This is a genomic window from Arthrobacter sp. UCD-GKA (assembly GCF_001863355.1).
Taxonomy (GTDB): domain Bacteria; phylum Actinomycetota; class Actinomycetes; order Actinomycetales; family Micrococcaceae; genus Paeniglutamicibacter.
Window position 1 is genome coordinate 346,479 of record NZ_MOLR01000004.1, and the last position, 17,689, is coordinate 364,167.

The window sequence follows — 17,689 nt, forward strand, 5'->3', positions numbered from 1 at the left end:
TGCTCCTTGGCCCTGGACGGCGTTGCCAGCATGCCCACTTCGTGGAATCGTTCTTGACAAAGTTGGCGGTGCCCGACCACGGTCGGGCACCGCCAACTCTTATGCGCGGTTTCCTAGGTAATATTGCAGCCGAGTTTGCGCCAGCTAGGCCAAGGACTTCGCTGCATTCTCGGCGTGGAAATCGCCTCGTTCGGGCCGGTCAAGCCCAAGATGCTCGCGGAAAGTGTTCCCCGAATACTCCGTGCGGAACATTCCCTTGTCCTTCAGGATCGGGAGGACGAGGTCCTTGAAGTCATCGAAACCGTCCGGGAGGTAGGTCGGGGACAAGATGTATCCGTCGACGGCTCCCGCAGTGAACCATTCGGCTAACTCCTCTGCCACCGATTCGGCGGTTCCGACAACCACGCGGTGGCCGTAGGAGCTGACGACCTGCAAGTAGAGTTCGCGAATTGTCAGGTTGTCGCGGCGGGCAGCCTCCACGATGAGCTTTTGTCGGCTCTGGTAGGAGTTGGTTTCCGGGATGACCTCTGGAAGCGGCTCGTCAAGCGGCAACGAGGTAACGTCGAAGCCCAGCAGTTGTGAAAGTCGGGTGAGCCCGATCACCGGGTGGATCAGTTCTTGCATGTGGCGGTATTTCTTCTCGGCCTCTTCCATGGAGGCCCCGATAATGGGCTGCACCCCTGCCACCACCTTGACGCTGTCACGGCCCCGACCGGCTTGTTCGGCGCGGTCCTTGATATCGGTGCGGAATTCCAAGGCCTTTTCAAGCGTGTTCTGCGCGGTAAACACGACCTCGGCGTAGTTCCCGGCGAGGCTTCTTCCAGCCTCGGAGGAGCCGGCCTGGACCTGCACAGGTCGTCCCTGAGGCGAACGCAAGACGTTCAAGGGACCCCTGACATCGAAATGCTCGCCGTGGTGGTCCAGGACGTGCATCTTCTCCGGGTCGAAGTACCGGCCGGACTTCTTGTCCAGAATAAACGCGTCGTCGTCCCAGCTGTCCCACAGTCCTAGAGCAACCTGCAGGAACTCGTTGGCCCTTTCGTAGCGATCGGCATATTTCAGGTGTTCCGATTGGCTGAAATTGCGGGCCTCTGCCTCGACATACGAGGTGACGAGGTTCCAGCCGATACGTCCGCGGCTGAGCTGGTCCAGCGAGGCGAACTTTCGGGCAATATGGTACGGCTCGTTGTAGGTGGTCGTCTGTGTTGCAACCAATCCGATTTTTTGTGTCCGGACGGCGAGGGCCGCGAGCAGGGTCAAGGGTTCGAAACGGTAGATCACTGGATCACGGCTCAGGATTTCCGCGTCACCTTCGGGCGCACACAGTTCATCCGCAAGGAACACGAAATCGAGCTTGGCGTCCTCGGCGGCCTGCGCATTTTGCAGGATGTCTTCAAACTCCGCACCGGCATTGGAGATGGCGTCTTTATGGCGCCAACCGGCGATGTGCGAGCTTGCGGGAGAAAGCAGGAGTCCGAGGGTCATGTGCGGATTGTTCACGTTTTCACTTCAATTCTTGAGGACTGGTATCTGTGACTGGGTGGGAAGGTAGCTCAGGAAATGCTTGCGGACAATGCGGCCGAGATCCGGTTGGTGGTCGCGACCAATGCGTTGGCGTACCGTGAAACGTCCGCGGAGCTCATGTTCTTCGGCAATCCGTAGAGGGAGACGATCAACAGCGCGGTTCCGTCTGCTCCCAAAATCGGGGCAGCGATGGAATGAACATCGCCCGCTGTCATTTGTCCCAGTACTTCTGTTCCTGGATCCATGGCTCGGCGGGCATCGATTCTTCCGCCCGAAATCACGTCGGGTTCCAGCGCATCCCCGTCGATGGATACCGAATACCCACGGGTCCGGATCATGTCAAGCATGTGGTGGGCTTCATCGAGTGAAACGGTGGAGCCGGCCTTGACCCACTGCTCGATTTCCTCCGGAGGCGCCCATGCCATGGCGGTGCGCCCCACCGGCGCAGCCAGCGGCAGTCGCTCACCGACTACTGCCGGGATCCACTGGGCATGGCCTTGGCCGGCGCTTGCCAACAGTACGATCTCGTTGTCGGCCCGTCCTCCGACGAGGCAGTCGCACCCCAGGTTATGTGCCAGTGCCTCGATTTCGGGGCGGGCACGGTCGACCAGCGCCAGCTCGCGGGCCAGCCCCGGGCCGGCCGTCACCATGGAATGCGGGGTGAACTGGCCAAATCCTCCTTGGAAGAACAGTAGGGGCAGATCTGCGCTGGCGATGTCCATGTCTTCGACCTTCCCCAGGGCAATTTCATGGTCACCGCCTTCGAACACGTCGGTCAAAGTGCAGTCCATCCAGGCCACTGCGCCGTCAAGAACGGGCGATCCTTGCGGAGAAGGGCTCCACCCGACCTCGTCAAACTTTGTGCCGTTGCGCCCGCTGAAGGCTCGACACACCTGTTCCTGCGTTGCACCCAGCACATTGACTGCGAACTGTCCTGTGGCACGAATGCGGGGCCAGCTTGTCGAGGTCCGGGCCGGCATGAACGATACCAAGGGCGGATCCAGCGAGACCGAGGCAAAGGTCCCCACAATCATCCCGACCGGGGTCCCATCGTCCTCGACAGAGGAGATCAGGACGACACCGGTGGGGTATCGACCCATCACTTGCCGGAACCATTGGGCGTCCGATGGTTTCTTCTTCACGTCAACGACTTCCGCGGTGGGCGTTTGGCTACTAGCGGTCATTTCAGATCCTGCTTTCCTACCCATTCACTCGCGACTTCGGCTGCATCGCGGTGGTCAAGAACGTATGCTGCGTTCATTTCCGTCAGGCTGTCGGTGGTCAGTGCTGCGCCAACGGCGTTCAACACTTCCCGGGCTGGATCGCTCACGGCTTCCTTGCAGATGAGCGGGACGATGTTGTTCACACCAACAGTCCTCTTGGGGTCTTCCAGCACCTTGAAACCCATGGACTGGATTTGCGGTGTCGTTGAAAACAGCAAGGCCGCGTCAACGTCGCCTTTCTCAAGCGCCGAAATGGTGATCGGACCGGAGTAGTCCAGAAGTTTGTATTCCATGAAGGAGATTCCGTAGTCCTTTTCCAATCCCGCGTAGCCGTCGTGGCGGGTTTTCCATTCGGTTGGACCACCGATTACGAGATCGGAAGACACCTTGGCTAAGTCCTCAATGCTTTCCAGTCCGTATTTTTCTGCAGTGCCAGCCGTGACACTCACGGCATTGTTGTCTTGTGCCGGCGATGAGCCAAGGATTTCGAGGTTGGAAGGCAGCTTCTCTTTCAGGGCATTGTCGACCGCTTCGGTTCCGCTTGCTTGTTCATCCGCTGCAACGAACGACAACAGCGCCTGGTTGTATTCGGGGACCACGCCCAGCGTGCAGTTTTCGACCTGGCTATACAAGACCTCTCGGGCACCGATGTTGAGCTTTCGTTCCACGTTGAAGCCGGCATCTTCCAAGGCCTTTGCGTAGATCTCTCCCAGGATGACATTCTCGGGAAAGTTTGCGGATCCAACGGTGATACTGCCGGCGGCATCTGTCGGATCCGCTGCCGCTAGGGGATCCGATGCTGCGCATCCGCTGGCTAGAAGCATGACGCCTGCAAGCGCCAGGGCAGTCTTCTTAACATGGTTGGTCATGCTGATACCTTCTTTCGATTGAAAATTGGTGATCCGGGCTGCCCTGGACCGGTAAATGAGAAGCGTCGTCGCTGCCGAACACCTGGCGATGTCAGGGCCCATGCGCCGAGGACGAACACGATCTCGGTGGCGATGGCTACTACCGCCACCACGAGTGATCCACCGGCAACCTGGCCGAAATCGCGGCGTCCCAGTCCATCGAATATGAAGCGGCCCAAACCACCCAGCCCCACATAGGCGGCGATGGTGGCAGCGGAAACGACCTGGATGGCGGCCAGACGAATCCCCAGTAGAACCAACGGCAAGGCGACGGGAAGCTCGACCCTCACCAGCGTTGCCGCTGGTGTGAGCCCCACGCCGCGTGCCGCGTCCACCACTGCCGGATCGACGCCACGGACGCCTTCAAAAACGTTGATGAGCATGGGCGGGATTGCCAGAATGATCAAGGCAATCAACGGCGGGAGCAATCCGATTCCGGTCAGGATCACCATGAGCGTCAGCAAGCCCAACGTCGGAAGTGCCCGAATTGAGTTTGCGATCGTAAGAACCACGACTTCACCGCGTCCCAGGTGCCCGAGGATCGCGCCCAAGGGCACAGCGATCACCCCGGCAATCAGCATGGCGATCACGCAATAGAAGAGGTGTTCCCCGATGCGGACGGGAATGGATTCAGGGCCGCTCCACGAGCTTGGCAGTGACAACCAGGTGTCCATAAGCTCAAAAACATTCATCGAGTTCTCCTGTTCTGTGACCAGGGTGTCAATCCGCGTTGGATGCCGACCAAGAACAGGTCCGCAATTAGCGCCAAGACCACCGTCAATGCGATGCCCACGAAAATGGGCGTGGCAAAGAAGCGCTGGGTGCCATCAACGAAAAGGTCACCCAAGGACGACAGCCCGATGACTGACACCACGGAAACCATGCCGATATTGGCCACCGTGGCCACGCGCAGACCGCCAAGAATCACGGGTACAGCGTTGGGAAGTTCAACCGCAACCAAGCGATGAACCCTCCCGTAGCCCATGGCGGATGCTGCTTGGCGCACCGATTCGTCCGTGGCTTTGATCCCATCGACGACGTTCCGGATCAACAGCGCAACGGTATAGAGACTCAGCGGAAGGATCGCCGTCATGCGTCCCAGACCGGTATACGGGAGCATGAACACAAACAATGCCAAGGAAGGAATGGCAAAGAATGCTGAGCTGCACAACAGCACGATCGGGTACGTCCAAGCCCACCGAACACAAAGAACGCCGATGGGCAGGGCGAGCGCCAGTCCAATCAAGATGGGAATGAACGACAGCAAGACGTGTTCCTGCAGCAGTTCCCAGATATGCGGCAGGTTTCGGATGACCCAGGCGAAGTCAAACATTGACCCTCTCCCGGTGTGCTGAGATGGAGGGCTCCAAGGCGGATATGTCAGTAAGCCCCAGCACGACGCCGTCTGCGTCCACGGCAACGGCATATCCAGCCGGAGAAAGCAGTGCCGAATCCAGCACTGACCGCATGGGGTCGGCTCCAATCACGAAGGTTCTTCGGCACGGGATGAGCTCGGTGCCGTGTGGTTGGCCAGGTCGTAGCCATCCGGCCGCCCGGTTGGCTTCGTCAACCGCCAAACGCCACCTGTCGGTATGCGTGCTGCCGGAGTGGGCCGTTGACAAGAATTCGCGGCTTATTGAAAGTCCCGCGGTCCCCATCAGGGAGAGCCACTTGACTCCGCTGTCTCCCGTGAAGTCACGAACGAACGCATTCACTGGCTGTGTCAACAGCTTCTCCGGCGTATCGGCTTGGGCGATGGTTCCGCCCTTCTGGAACACAACGATGTGATCAGCGAGCCGGATGGCCTCGTCCATGTCGTGGGTTACAAAAATAATGGTCTTTCCGATATCACGCTGCAATCGAAGAAGCTCGTTCTGCAGATCCAGTCGCACCACCGGATCAACCGCCGAGAACGGTTCGTCCATCAGCAGCACCGGCGGGTTGGCGGCCAGCGCACGTGCGACGCCGACGCGCTGTTGCTGGCCACCAGACAGCTGATAGGGGTATTTGCGTCCCAGAGACGGATCCAGACCCACGCGCTCGAGAAGTTCCGCGGCTTCCAGACGGGCCGCATTACGGCGGACACCCAGAAGCATTGGCACCGTGGCGATGTTGTCCAGAATATTCCGATGCGGGAAAAGCCCCGCGTTTTGGATGACGTAGCCGATGCCTCGCCGCAGTTCCGACTCGTTGAGCCCTGCCGCGTCGTTGTCACCGATCAAGATCCTGCCATCCGTTGGCTCGATCATGCGATTGATCATTCGCAGCGACGTGGTCTTGCCGCAACCCGACGGTCCCACGAAGACAGTGATCCTTCCGGCGTCACAAGTCAGGTCCACGTTGTCGACTCCCAACGTGCCGTCGGGGAAACGCTTGCTTACTTTTTCGAACACCACATCGACGGCGCCGTCGTGGGCCGATGCGAGGATTTTTGCGGTCATCTGGGCTCCCGTTCATGAGACTTGGAGATAGCGGTGCAACAGCCGGTCATGCACGAGGTGTGACCTAGCTCATTTCCTAATCGATTATGACCACTATGCGGTCATTATGCAACCACTCTGCGGTCATGTTCTTACGAGATGGTAGATTGATCTCCATCGACAAACGGACAACCTCAACCTTGTAAGGACGATTCGCATGAGCAGTGCAGATCCATTGCGCACGAATTCCCTGCTGCCTGGAACGGGCCGGAACGAATCACTTCAGCGGGCCTTTGACCTGCTTGAAGTCATGGCGCAAATACCTCAAGGTGCCTCCATCGCCCAGCTGAGCATCGCATCCGACTTGCCGCGTTCCACCGTGGCCAGGCTATTGGCTTCCCTGTTTGACGCTGGCGTTGTAGCTCGTCCAGGTAGCGACAGGCATTGGGTGCTGGGCCCAACCATCATGCGCCTCACCCGGGCCGTGACTCCCGCCTTCGACCTGCCGGAGCGAAGCAGCGTGATCATGCAGCAAATCACCGATGAGCTGGAAGAAACCACGATGCTGGCCGTGCCCACGGGTCAAACAACGGCCCGCGTCATCAACGAAATCAGGGGACCGAAGCTCATCGGGGTAACATCCCCGTGGGCAGGCCAGAGCATCGACTCACCCGCATCCGGGTTTGTCCGGCAGCTCTTGGCCGAAATGCCCAAACTTCAATCGGACAAGATCGTCCACAGCATGATCTTTGAACGCCACACACCTAAGACCATTGTCGACGGCGAAACCCTCAAGCGGGCTATTGAGAAGATCCGAAAGGATGGGTACGCAGTTGTTGTCGACGAATTCGAAGAAGGCCTAGCCGGGCTGGCCCTTCCCGTTCGACGCGACGGACAGCTGTCCGGCATGCTCGCGGTCTACCTGCCAACCCATCGACTAACCGTGGAATTCCGAAAGCGGGCCCTCGAGTCCTTGACACGTGGTGTCAAGAAACTCGAGTAATCGACAATCGCCGGGACCTGACGCGAATCAGGAACCCGAACCACAGGTCGAAACGCTTGAGAGTCCGCGTAGCCCCATCATTAGCCGGGAGTTCCCAGCCCCACAGTGCCTGAAAAGCCCCGGAAGGAAAGCTGCTGGATCTCTCGGCGCTGCTGCCGGGGCTGCGGGCGAGGTACGGGGCCTTCTACGACAAGGTGCTGGTCCCGGCCGGAAGCTACGCGGGCATGGAGGCGGTGTGGACCGTCGGGGTCGCGAACCTGTTGCTGTGCCGCGCGGACCTCGATGCCGACACCGCCAAGGCCACGGTCAACCTGCTGGTGGGGCACGCCGACGAACTGATCCCGCGCTCCAGCGTCGGGGTGCAGTTCCTCAGCGCCGATTCGCTGATCAACACCGCGGACATCCCGCTGCACCCGGCCGCCGCGGACGCCTACCGGGCGCTGCACGGCTAACCTCCCTGCGACGGCAACGGCTTGGGCCGGCCATATGTGGCGGCTCCGGCCCGACATGTCCCAGGGACGCGAGCGCCGGGGCCCGGAGGTGAACTGGGCCCCGGCTCCTCCGCGTTGCTCCCCGTTCACCCATCGGAAACCTTCAACCGATAGACATTGGTGTACTCACTCCTGCACACTCGCTATTTGTTGGGAAAACCATGTCTAAAACAGGGCGACCATCGCGTCGCTTGACCCGAGCCTCGGCAGCCATTGCCGCGCTTGCACTCGCCGGTTCCACGTTCTACGCCTCGAGCGCAGCCGCGGGAATCGTGCCCGATCCAATCACCCATTCGGCCAAGGGCGCCGGACTCGAACTGTCCGCCGTCGGCTCCTACGAGACCGGCATCTTCGACAAGTCGGCAGCCGAAATCGTCACCTACCACGCCGCCAGCAAACGCCTCTTTGTGGTCAACGCGCAGGCAGGCGCCGTCGACGTCCTGGATATCGCCGACCCGACGAAGCCCGCCAAGCTCTACTCGATCTCCGGCTCAGGCATCGCCAACTCCGTGGCGGTGCGCGCCGACGGACTGGGCGCGATCGCCCTGGAGTCTTCCACCAAGACCGCCAAGGGCTCGCTGCTCTTCTTCGATGCCACCGCGGGCCAAGCCAAGGTGCTCGGCAGCGTCGAGGTCGGTGCCCTGCCTGACATGGTCTCGATTTCGGCGGACGGCAGCTACGCAGTGGTCGCCAACGAGGGCGAACCGGCCGACGACTTCAGCAGCGACCCCGAGGGGTCGGTCAGCGTTGTTTCCCTCCCGGCCAAGCTCGCATCCCCGGCACAGTCCGCGGTCAAGACCGCCGACTTCCACGAATTCGAGGCAGGTGGCTCCAAGAAGCTGCCGGCCGAGGTGCGCATCTTCGGGCCGACCCCGCACGGGGAGGACAAGCCGGTCTCGCGAAACCTGGAACCCGAGTACATCGCCATCGACGGCAACACCGCCTACGCGGCCCTGCAGGAAGCCAACGCGATCGCCGAGATCGACCTGCCCACCGCCACCGTCACCGCGATCCGGTCCCTCGGGTTCAAGGACCATTCGCTGCCCGGGAAGGGCCTGGACGCCTCCGACAAGGACGGCAAGATCGACATCCGGACCTTCGAGGGGCTCAAGGGCGCCTACATGCCCGATGGCATCAACGCCTACACCACCGCCGGCGGCATCACGCACCTGGTCACGGCCAACGAGGGAGATGCCCGTGAATTCGGCGGCTACGAGGAGGGCGCCCGCGTCAAGGACCTGGGCCAGGACGGACTCGACCCGGTCTGCGAGGACAGCCCCGCCGCGGGCCTCCTGGCGGACACCGACCTTGGCCGGCTGAACGTCACCACCACCTCCGGGCTGAACGCCGACGGCAGCTGCTACGAGGAACTTGTTTCCTTCGGCTCGCGCTCCTTCTCCATCTGGGACACCAACGGCAAGCAGGTCTTCGACTCGGGCGACGACTTCGAGCAGATCACCGCCGAAGCCAACCCCGGATTCTTCAACTCCAACCACTCCGAGTCGAACCTCGAGGGCCGCAGCGAGGACAAGGGTCCCGAGCCCGAGAACCTGGCCATCGGCACCATCGGCGAATCCACCTATGCCTTCATCGGCCTCGAGCGCGTGGGCGGTGTCATGGTCTACGACATCACCGAGCCCACGGATTCCACGTTCGTCACCTACGTCAACAACCGCGACTTCTCCCAATCCGTCGAAGACGGCGGGGACCTCGCCGCGGCCGGAGACCTGGGACCGGAGGGCCTGGCCTTCATCCCGGCCGAGGGCTCGCCCACCGGCGCCCCGATGCTCGCCGTGGGCAATGAGGTTTCCGGCACCACCACGCTGTTCTCCATCACCGGGGACGCCGTGCCCGCACCGGAACCACAGAAGCCGGCAACAACCAGCATCCAGGTGCTGGGCATCAACGACTTCCACGGCCGCATCGAGGCCAACGGCTCCGAGGCCGGCGCCGCGGTCCTGGGCGGAGCCGTCAAGGAACTGACCGAAGCGAACCCCAACACGCTCTTCGTCTCGGCGGGCGACAACATCGGCGCCTCGACCTTCACCTCCTTCTCCCAGCAGGACAACCCTGCCATCGACGCGCTCGGCGCGGCGGGCCTGGATGTCTCGGTGGTGGGCAACCACGAATTCGACGCCGGATTCGACGACCTGCTCAACCGCGTGATCCCGCGCTACGCAACCGCCACCGGCGAAAACGGGGCCGACCTCGCACTGGGCGCCAACGTGTACCAGAAGGGCACCAAGACCCCTGCGCTGGGCGAATACGCGATCCGCGAGGTCGACGGCGTGAAGGTCGGATTCATCGGCACCGTCACCGAATCCACCGCGGCCATGGTCTCCCCCAACGGCATCAAGGACATCGAGTTCGGCGACCAGCTCGAGGCAGCCAACCGCGTTGCCGAGCAGCTGACCGACGGCCAGGACGCCAACGGGGAAGCCGACGCAATCGTGCTGCTGACCCACGACGGGTCGGCGGTGGACACCTGCGAGGCCATCGCCACGGAAAAGACCACCTACGGCGAGCTGGTCCGCAAGGCCTCGCCGAAGATCGATGCGATCTTCTCGGGGCACACCCACCAGTCCTACGACTGCTCGTTCCCCGTCGAGGGCTGGGCGGCAGGACTTGAACGCCCCGTCGTCCAGTCCCACCAGTACGGCACGACCCTCGGGGCCCTGGCCCTCGAGGTCGATCCGGAAACCAAGGACGTTCTCTCCCTCGACGCCGAGCTGCTCGCGCTGACCACGACCGACGAGGCCGGGGAAACCACCGCGAACCACGAGGCCCTGGCCTCGGTGGGCAAGATCGTCGAGAAGGCCACCGCCGAGGCGGAGGTCGCCGGAGCCGTCCGGGTCGGCGAAATCAGCGCCGACATCACCCGCGGCGGCACCGAGGGCTCGGACCGCGGCGTCGAATCAAGCCTCGGGAACCTGGTGGCCGACATGCACCTCTGGTCGACCTCCAACGAGTCCTTCGGCGGCGAGAAGGCCGACATCGGGATCATGAACCCCGGCGGCCTGCGCGCCGACCTGCTCTTCGGCAAGGAAGGCACCGTCAGCTACCAGGACGCGGCCAGCGTCCAGCCCTTCGGCAACACCCTGATCACCCAGGACCTCACCGGTGCCCAGCTCAAGGACATCCTCGAGGAGCAGTGGCAGCCCGAGGGATCCTCGCGCCCGAAGCTGCACCTGGGCATCTCCGCGGACCTGGCCTACAGCTATGACCCGGATGCCGCACGGGGAGAGCACATCAAGTCCATGACGTTCAAGGGCGAGGAAGTCACCGCGGAGCAGGTCTTCCGCGTGGCGGCCAACTCCTTCCTGGCCGAGGGCGGGGACAACTTCACCACCTTCGCCCAGGGCGCCAACGCCGCCGACAGCGGCCAGATCGACCTGGTCGCCGCCGTGGAGTACTTCAAGGCGCACCCGCTGGTCGACCCCGCCCCGCTGGGTCGCACCGTGGTGGCGGGCACCGAGTGGGCCACGGTCGACCTCGAAGCAGCCACCGTCACGCAGGGCGAAACCCTCAAGGCCGAGGTCACCGGGCTTGCGGAGGGCATGCGGATCTCCGCGGTCCTGCACTCGGACCCGATCGAAGCGCTCGAGATCCCCGCGGCCAACGCCGAGGGCGAAACCGCGTTCGAGATCGCGGTTCCGGCCGACTTCGAGACCGGCGCCCACACGCTGCTGGTCTCGACCGTGGGCCACGAGGACATCGCCGTCGAGGTCGAGGTTGCGGCCGCGACCGCTCCGGGCGAGGAGCCTGCACCGAGCGAAACTCCCGCAGCGGAGGATCAGGAGCCTTCCAAGGCACCTGTCGGACCGCAGGCCAACGACGGCGACGACGAGCCGGAAGCTGCTGCACCCCAGCCGAACGGCGACCTGGCCAACACCGGTGCCACCGTCGGCGTGATTGCCGGTGCCGGCGCACTGCTGGCTGCGGCCGGCGGGTTCTTGCTCTGGCGTCGCCACCGCGCAACGGTGGACAGCGCCGAGTAGGCACGCTCCTCCAGCGCCATTCGTCCCGCGTCCCCGCCATCGGTGGGGGCGCGGGACGATTGCGTTAAGCGGGCGGACCTGCCTGCCCGATCGATGAGTGTGTCCGTGAGGATGAAGGCCAGGGGCAGCCCCGCTGCGATGGGCAGGCCGCGCTTTGGAACACTTCCTAGGTGCGGGACGGGTCCGGCTTTGCGCTCGCGTCCGCGCCGTTCTCGACGGGCTCCGAACCGCCTTCCTTGGCCTCCCTGATCCGTGGATCCCTGGGCACTTCGCCATGCGGCGGGCGGTCGTAGAACTTCTTGTAGCGTTCGTCCTCGTGGTGGTTGTTGCCCATGGTGTGCCTCCCGGAAGGGTTCGGTTACCTCCACAGTTGCACCGGCGTCGCTTCTTGGCAACAGGTTGTTCGCGGGGCTATCGGGTCAGTGGGTGTAGATGATTTCCACTCGCAGGTTTGCCGCAAAGGTCGAGGGCTCCTTGGGGTCCTCGCGCACGGCCGGCACGGTGGCGGCCAGTCCCCTGGCTTTCAGCGTCAGGTCCTTGCGCTCCGCCTTCAGGACGGCTGCAACCGCATTGGCCCGGTCGGTGGAAAGCTTTTTGTTGCCCACCGTGCTCTTGACCGAGTCGGTGTGGCCGTTCACTTCCACCGTTGCACCCTTTGGGATCTTGTTCGCGAGCGCCCTCAGCCGAGCTCCGGCGGCGGAGGGGATCTTGGAACTGTCGGGCGTGAACAAGATGTCGGTGGCCAGGCTGATCGTTGTTTCCCCCGCCGTGGTATCCACCTGTTCGACCGGCTTGACCGAACGGTCGGCGGCCCAGACGCGGATGCTTCCACGGGTGTCCCAGGAGCTCACCGACCTGTCCAGTTGTTCCCTGGTCGGCTCGGGCAGTTCCCGGGGGCTGTCGTAGGATGCCTGGGCCGGGAGGGCCTGCAGTCCGAGGGACGCCGCAAGGAGCACGGCGAGCACTGCCCGCGTGCAAGTGCCGCTCATCGTTGCACCGGCATGTCGGGGAATTCGGCCATTGCATCAAGCACGCGCAAGTCAAAAGATTCATTTTCGTCTTCCGGGGCCGCGTAGACGCCCCACCAAATGACCGGTTCATGGTTGGTCGTCTCGGTGTGCACGCGGTCCGTCGCCCAGGTGTAAACGGATTCGGTCAGCAGCGAATATTCCTTGAGGTTTTCCCGGTCGACCAGCCGCGGATTGAACGTTACGTTTCCGGTCATGTCGTAGACGGAAACGGCCTCGGAATCGCTGACGGACGCGAAGTTCGGAGTGAGCACCAACTTCAGGACCATCGTTTTTCCCTCGACCGCCAGGGACTGGACGCCGAAGGTCACCTTGTCGTCCTTGGAGCCTGGAATCTTGTACTCCTGCTGGGCGATCACCGTCCCGGTATCGACCGACACGACGCGAGCCGGAGCGCCTTCGTCCGCGGCGGCGGCTTCAACCGGTGAATTGGTTTCCGCGGAGGCGGGCGCCTGGTTCTGAACGCTGCATCCGGCCAGCAAAGCGGTGGCCAGAAGGCCTGCGGCAACCAGGGAAAAGACGGGTCTCATGACTCTCCAGGTGGTGTATCGGCGAGACGTCGGTTCCCGCCATGGGCTCGGGGATCAACCCTCAATTGTTCCGGATTCCCATGTCAAAGACCATTTAAGACAGCTTGGGTCCAGTCCCTGGATCTTCAACCCGCGGGGATCGCCTGCTTTGGGCATTGCGAGGTGAGGATTCGCTTGATCCCTTCATGCTCGGACTTGGTCATCCATAAGCCGTGCTTGGCCTTGACCGCGGTCTGCCGTGCGACGTAGGAACAACGGAACGGCTTGTTCGGCGGCAACCACGTGGCCGCATCCGAATCGCCCTTGGAAGCATTTGACGGACCATCGACCGCCAAGAGGTTCAGTGGGTCATTGGCAAAGGCGACTCGTTGCTCTTCGGTCATCTTTTGTGCACCCTTTTGCCAGGCATCGGACAGCGCCACGACGTGGTCGATCTGGACCTTGGTACTGGTCCCCTGCCCGCGTACGAAATCGATGCGTTTTCCCGTGAACGGGTCCGCGAGAACACCGCTGGTGATGACGCAGCCGTTGGTCCCCGGCTTCGCCTCGATCCCTTTCAGGTCACGACGCAGCATGTCATTGCGGGCATCGCAGCCGTTGCGGTCCGGATCTTTCCAGCCGCTGCCGAACAAGCTGCGTTCGTAACCGGTCTTCGGTGCCCGCCCCTTGATCTGGATGCCCGCAAGTTGGTGCAGCGTCGTGCCGGCCTTGGCTTGGGTGGGGTTTTCACTGCCGGACGGTGGTGCCGGTGCCGCAGAGGCGTCTGCAGGTGCCTGCGATGGCTCGGCCGGCGCCTGGGCCTTTTCGGCCGACGGTTCGGGTTCGGACACGGAAACTGCTGGTGCCTCCGGCGTGGGTGCCTCCGACCAAACCACCAAGGGTTCCGCGGTTGGAGCCTCTGACCAGATAACCGGCGCAGCACCAGCTGGGGTTTCGATGCCCGCTCCCGTGCAAGATACCAACACCAAGCCGAGTGCCAAGGCCATCCCCGAAAGAAGGACGGCAGTTCCGGTCCTGTTGCTGGGTTTCGGGTTCCTCCGCGTTGTGGAACCAGCCGGTGTCGACCCTTCGTCGCTACTCACAGGCGATGCCGTCGCCGTCGCGGTCCAGTTTGCGGCTGTATCCCGGTTCGCCCCTGTAGATCGGGGCAGCCCCGGCATTCCTCACCGCGGTGCAGTTCTTGTAATAGGTGCTGGAGGGACTCTTCCGAACCTCTGCCTCGGCGATCTTCTTTTTGCGGGCCTTTTCTGCGGCCAGGGCTGCCTTGGCCTCAGCTGCTTTCTTGGCCTTTTCGGCTGCCGCCGCTTTCGCCTTCTTGGCGTCGGCCGCTTCCTTGGCCTTCGCCGCTGCCGCCACTTTCGCCTTCTTGGCGTCGGCCGCTTCCTTGGCCTTCGCCGATTCCGCAGCTTCCACCTTCTTGGCCTCGGCTGCTTCCTTGGCCTTCGCAGCTGCCGCCGTCTTGGCCTGCTCGGCTTCCTTCGCCTCGGCTGCCGCTGCCTCGTCCAACTTCTTCTGGGTTTCGGCTTCACGGGCTACCGCAAGGTCGGTCTCGGCACGATCGTGGGTCTCCTGGTCGACCCAGATCAGCCCGCCGGTTGAATCCTCGTCGCAATAATTGTTGTCATCGCCCTGGGTCATGACCTGGTAGTCGAATTCGCAGGACTTGCCGATGAAGCTCGCGAGGTCCGCCTGGAGCGTCTCGGCCACCGCTGGTTCTTCGAGCAAGGCCTCCGGGTTGGCAGTCCCCTCGGTGCCGCTCAAGGCACCGCCAGCAATCGTCAGGACCAGCGCCGCGCCAGCGACCTCGGCCCCGAACTTGCGATTCGGGATCCTTGCCCATTTGATGCCGTTGGCCAGCAAGGCCACGATGCCGAGGATCAGGGCGATGATTCCGGCAAAAATCATCAACCCCGGCAGCGCCCCGGCGATACCCAACAGGAGCAGGACCGCAACGGCAAGCCCCAACCAAATCCAACGCACGTTCTTCCGCCGTTTCAACGGCACCGATTCATTGCTCCAGCTCACGATTTCCCCAAACCTTCAACTATTCCAACCAATAGCCAAACCATAGCCACGATTGCGCGGGTGGTCATTTCTTACTTCGTGTTGCCGTCCTCGAATTCACCCAAACGTCGGGTGACAGCGATGAATGCGCTGCGGTGCGCACCGATTGTGACCCCCTGGCGGTGATACGCCGAAGGCCGGGACGCGCAAGATGCGTTCCCCGGCCTTCGGTTGGGTTGCCAGGCGTCGTCAGCGGACCACGCGCTCGAATCCGGCGCCGCCGGCACCGGTCCACCGGTACAGCTCCAGGGTTGCGGCTTCCTGCGTGTGCCCGCTGGAATAGTCGTCGAAGTCCCGCGCGACGTAGAAGTAGCCGTGGCCGACCGGCTCGATGCCGACATCCGCCTTGAACTCCCAGCCAAAGATGCCGGTGGACTCATCGGGGATGCCGGCCTGGACCAACGACAGCAGCAGCCCGCTCTCATTGCCCGGCTGCCCGTGGAGCGTCCCTTCGGTCGGGGCTGCGGTGCCGTCCACGACGTACAGGGTGCGGTTTGGGTAGCCGGGCTTGGACCCGCGGTAGACCCCGAGGTACCAGTTCTTGCTGGCTTCATCGTAGGCGAGGTTCTGGACACCGAAGTTGGTGTTTCCGGTGTGTACGAAGAACTTTCCGTCCACCTCGGCCGGTCCCGAGGAGTGCGGGTCCTGCTGGGTCAGCGGTCGTTCGAACTTGCCCCAGCGGGAGACGTCGTACTGCAGAATGACCTGGTGGTTGTTGTCCTCGCGCTGGTTGTTCCGGTAGATCCCGTAGGCGACCATCAGTTGTTGCTTGCCGTTGGCGGCGCCGAAGGCCGGCCCGAAGGAAACCCCGTCGATGCCGCTGGAACCATAGCGGTGGTCGGCGGTGTTGGCGGTGTCTCCGTCAAAGATCCCGTTGCCGTCCAGGTCCGCCGTGAAGTCGTCGACAACTTCCTCCAGATAGACGGCGGTGACGATGCCCGAATTCTCCGCGTCCATGCCGATCTCGGTGATCTTCTCGACGTCGAAGATTGCCATGTAGAAGGACTCGGCGGCCTTGTACTCGAGCGAACCGTAGACGCGGCCGTCCTGGGTGTTGAAGTCCAGGTCGCCGAGGTGGCCGGTGAACCCTCGACGGTTCCCACGACGTTGCCGTCCAGGTCGGTCTTCACGAGCATGTTGGTGAACGAGTGGTAGACGAAGCCGCCCTTTTCATCGATGGCGATGCCCTGGATGTGCCCGGCGTCCCAGGAGCCGGAGTCGATGCTCGTCGGGTACCGGTCGATGGCCTTTTCCGGTGCCGCGTGCACGGGCGGTCCTTGTGGATCGGGGGTGCCGGCGGCCAGTGCCGCGCTCGGAGCAACGAGCCCGGCGAGCAGGCCGAGAGCCAGACAGAGTACGGCGGTGATGGGCATGGGCTTTTGCGGCATGTCGTGGATGTCCTTCGGTTCGTTGGAGCAAGTGTGGCCGGGGCGCCCCAACACCCATGTGTTTCCCACCCTGACGCACCAGGCCCAACGCTTCCCCAGCGTTGCGTTAACCGGCGGCAAACTTCAGCCGTCCGTCCCGAAGTGGTTCAGCCCGCGGCCCAGGAATCCGTTTCCGCCCCGGCCCAGCGCAGCACCCGGAGGGCGCGCAGGGTGTTCCAGCGGCTCGGTTCGCCCTCGGGCGCATCGACCTGCAGGTAGACATCCCCGGGCCAGGCAACCCCGGAGGCCCAGCGCCCGTCCGCACCGCGCTGGGACAGCAGCGCCTCGATGGCCGGTTCCAGCCGCGCGTTGAATGTTCCGCCCGCGTCCCGGAAATAGTCCAGGGCGCGCAGCACGTCGTAGAACCAGTACGGCGGGAAGGAGAAGTTCAGGTAGCGCCCGTTGGCCACCTCCCCGGTGGAAAGCCTGCGGTGGAGCGAGCGCTTCAGCAGGTATTCCTCGCCTCGCTTCCGGGCCTCGGCGAGCGCGGCCGGAACCTGGCCCACCGCGCGTTCGTGTTCGAGCAGTCCCTCGAGCACGCAGAGCGTGGTGTCGAATGAGGAGACCGTGGATGACTCGGGCGCCTCGCAATTCCATCCGCCATCGAGGAGTTGTTCGGCGAGCAGCCGGGCGGTGATCCGTTCGGCGCCTTCGCCGAGCACACCGAAGTAGGCGCCCTGGGAGAGCACGCCGCCGTTGATGCAGGGTTCGACCTCGCCGTGGAAGTAGGGCAGGTTGTCCCAGTACTTCCAGGTGACAGACTTGTGGACCCGATCCACGGCGGTGTGCACGCCGGGAGCTGCGGGGTCGGCACCGAGCCGGCGCAGCAGCGCGAGCGACCAAAACACGGAGCGGCGGTCCTGGTCCTCGCCGTATTCGTCGTTGTTCCAGTAGCCGCGCGCATCCTGCAGCGCGAGCACCTGTGCACCGTGCCCCTCCAGCGCGACACGGGCCCGTTCCCGGGCCGCCTCCGGCTCGGGCCTGTCCAACAGGTCGCGCATGACCTGCCAGCGGAGCGAGGGATCGGAGTCGAGCAGCCAGGTCGCGATGTCCATTCCCCCATTCTTGCGTGG

General features: G+C 63.2%; 15 protein-coding genes and 1 pseudogene. 3 read left to right on the forward strand and 13 right to left on the reverse strand.

The genetic code is table 11. The features are described from left to right. Positions 1 to 144 precede the first annotated feature (144 nt). The 6 genes from BLJ79_RS07880 to BLJ79_RS07905 are packed head-to-tail and all read right to left on the reverse strand — an operon-like array spanning position 145 to position 6,096. A complete protein-coding gene (locus BLJ79_RS07880) occupies positions 145 to 1,500 on the reverse strand; it encodes an LLM class flavin-dependent oxidoreductase (RefSeq protein WP_217641835.1) in 1,356 nt (451 codons plus the stop codon). Positions 1,501 to 1,553: 53 nt separating this feature from the next. Further along, positions 1,554 to 2,708 carry a flavin reductase gene (locus tag BLJ79_RS07885; protein ID WP_175475419.1) on the reverse strand — a complete coding sequence of 385 codons (1,155 nt, stop codon included), beginning with the start codon at positions 2,706 to 2,708 and terminating at the stop codon, positions 1,554 to 1,556. Further along, complete coding sequence (locus BLJ79_RS07890) at positions 2,705 to 3,616, reverse strand: ABC transporter substrate-binding protein (protein WP_071214160.1); 912 nt, start codon at positions 3,614 to 3,616, stop codon at positions 2,705 to 2,707. Before BLJ79_RS07890 ends, BLJ79_RS07885 begins: the two co-directional genes overlap by 4 nt. Continuing rightward, positions 3,613 to 4,347: an ABC transporter permease gene (locus BLJ79_RS07895; RefSeq protein ID WP_071214161.1), complete on the reverse strand. Its 735-nt coding sequence runs from the start codon at positions 4,345 to 4,347 to the stop codon at positions 3,613 to 3,615. The genes BLJ79_RS07890 and BLJ79_RS07895 overlap by 4 nt, the downstream gene beginning before the upstream one ends. Then, positions 4,344 to 4,988 (reverse strand): ABC transporter permease, encoded by a 645-nt coding sequence (locus tag BLJ79_RS07900; protein WP_071214162.1) that lies wholly within the window; start codon positions 4,986 to 4,988, stop codon positions 4,344 to 4,346. Before BLJ79_RS07900 ends, BLJ79_RS07895 begins: the two co-directional genes overlap by 4 nt. Beyond that, entirely contained in the window at positions 4,981 to 6,096 is a 1,116-nt protein-coding gene (locus BLJ79_RS07905) for an ABC transporter ATP-binding protein (RefSeq protein ID WP_071214163.1), read from the reverse strand. The genes BLJ79_RS07900 and BLJ79_RS07905 overlap by 8 nt, the downstream gene beginning before the upstream one ends. Before the next feature lie 196 nt (positions 6,097 to 6,292). On the opposite strand from BLJ79_RS07905, the gene BLJ79_RS07910 reads away from it, so the two are divergent. From BLJ79_RS07910 to BLJ79_RS07920, 3 genes and pseudogenes are all read left to right on the forward strand, one after another. After that, positions 6,293 to 7,078, forward strand: a complete 786-nt coding sequence (locus BLJ79_RS07910) for an IclR family transcriptional regulator (protein ID WP_071214164.1) — start codon at positions 6,293 to 6,295, stop codon at positions 7,076 to 7,078. Between the two features lie 131 nt (positions 7,079 to 7,209). Then, positions 7,210 to 7,530 (forward strand): annotated as a pseudogene (locus tag BLJ79_RS07915) (TAXI family TRAP transporter solute-binding subunit); the annotation flags it as partial. 200 nt (positions 7,531 to 7,730) lie between these two features. Beyond that, positions 7,731 to 11,567 (forward strand): choice-of-anchor I family protein, encoded by a 3,837-nt coding sequence (locus tag BLJ79_RS07920; protein ID WP_071214166.1) that lies wholly within the window; start codon positions 7,731 to 7,733, stop codon positions 11,565 to 11,567. 166 nt (positions 11,568 to 11,733) lie between these two features. On the opposite strand, the gene BLJ79_RS23335 is transcribed toward BLJ79_RS07920, so the two are convergent. The 7 genes from BLJ79_RS23335 to BLJ79_RS07950 all read right to left on the reverse strand — a co-directional run bounded on the left by BLJ79_RS23335 (position 11,734) and on the right by BLJ79_RS07950 (position 17,671). After that, the gene (locus BLJ79_RS23335; RefSeq protein ID WP_175475420.1) at positions 11,734 to 11,901 is read right to left on the reverse strand and encodes a hypothetical protein; all 168 of its coding nucleotides are present in this window, start codon (positions 11,899 to 11,901) and stop codon (positions 11,734 to 11,736) included. 85 nt (positions 11,902 to 11,986) lie between these two features. Then, positions 11,987 to 12,556: an OmpA family protein gene (locus BLJ79_RS07925; protein ID WP_083411098.1), complete on the reverse strand. Its 570-nt coding sequence runs from the start codon at positions 12,554 to 12,556 to the stop codon at positions 11,987 to 11,989. After that, positions 12,553 to 13,125 (reverse strand): hypothetical protein, encoded by a 573-nt coding sequence (locus BLJ79_RS07930; protein WP_071214168.1) that lies wholly within the window; start codon positions 13,123 to 13,125, stop codon positions 12,553 to 12,555. The genes BLJ79_RS07925 and BLJ79_RS07930 overlap by 4 nt, the downstream gene beginning before the upstream one ends. A 125-nt stretch (positions 13,126 to 13,250) precedes the next feature. Beyond that, positions 13,251 to 13,955: an HNH endonuclease family protein gene (locus BLJ79_RS07935; RefSeq protein WP_071214169.1), complete on the reverse strand. Its 705-nt coding sequence runs from the start codon at positions 13,953 to 13,955 to the stop codon at positions 13,251 to 13,253. Between the two features lie 244 nt (positions 13,956 to 14,199). Further along, complete coding sequence (locus BLJ79_RS23695; RefSeq protein ID WP_286135305.1) at positions 14,200 to 15,150, reverse strand: excalibur calcium-binding domain-containing protein; 951 nt, start codon at positions 15,148 to 15,150, stop codon at positions 14,200 to 14,202. 228 nt (positions 15,151 to 15,378) lie between these two features. Next, positions 15,379 to 16,185: a hypothetical protein gene (locus tag BLJ79_RS07945; protein ID WP_071214171.1), complete on the reverse strand. Its 807-nt coding sequence runs from the start codon at positions 16,183 to 16,185 to the stop codon at positions 15,379 to 15,381. A 538-nt stretch (positions 16,186 to 16,723) separates the two neighbouring features. Beyond that, entirely contained in the window at positions 16,724 to 17,671 is a 948-nt protein-coding gene (locus BLJ79_RS07950; RefSeq protein ID WP_071214172.1) for a hypothetical protein, read from the reverse strand. Positions 17,672 to 17,689 lie beyond the last annotated feature (18 nt).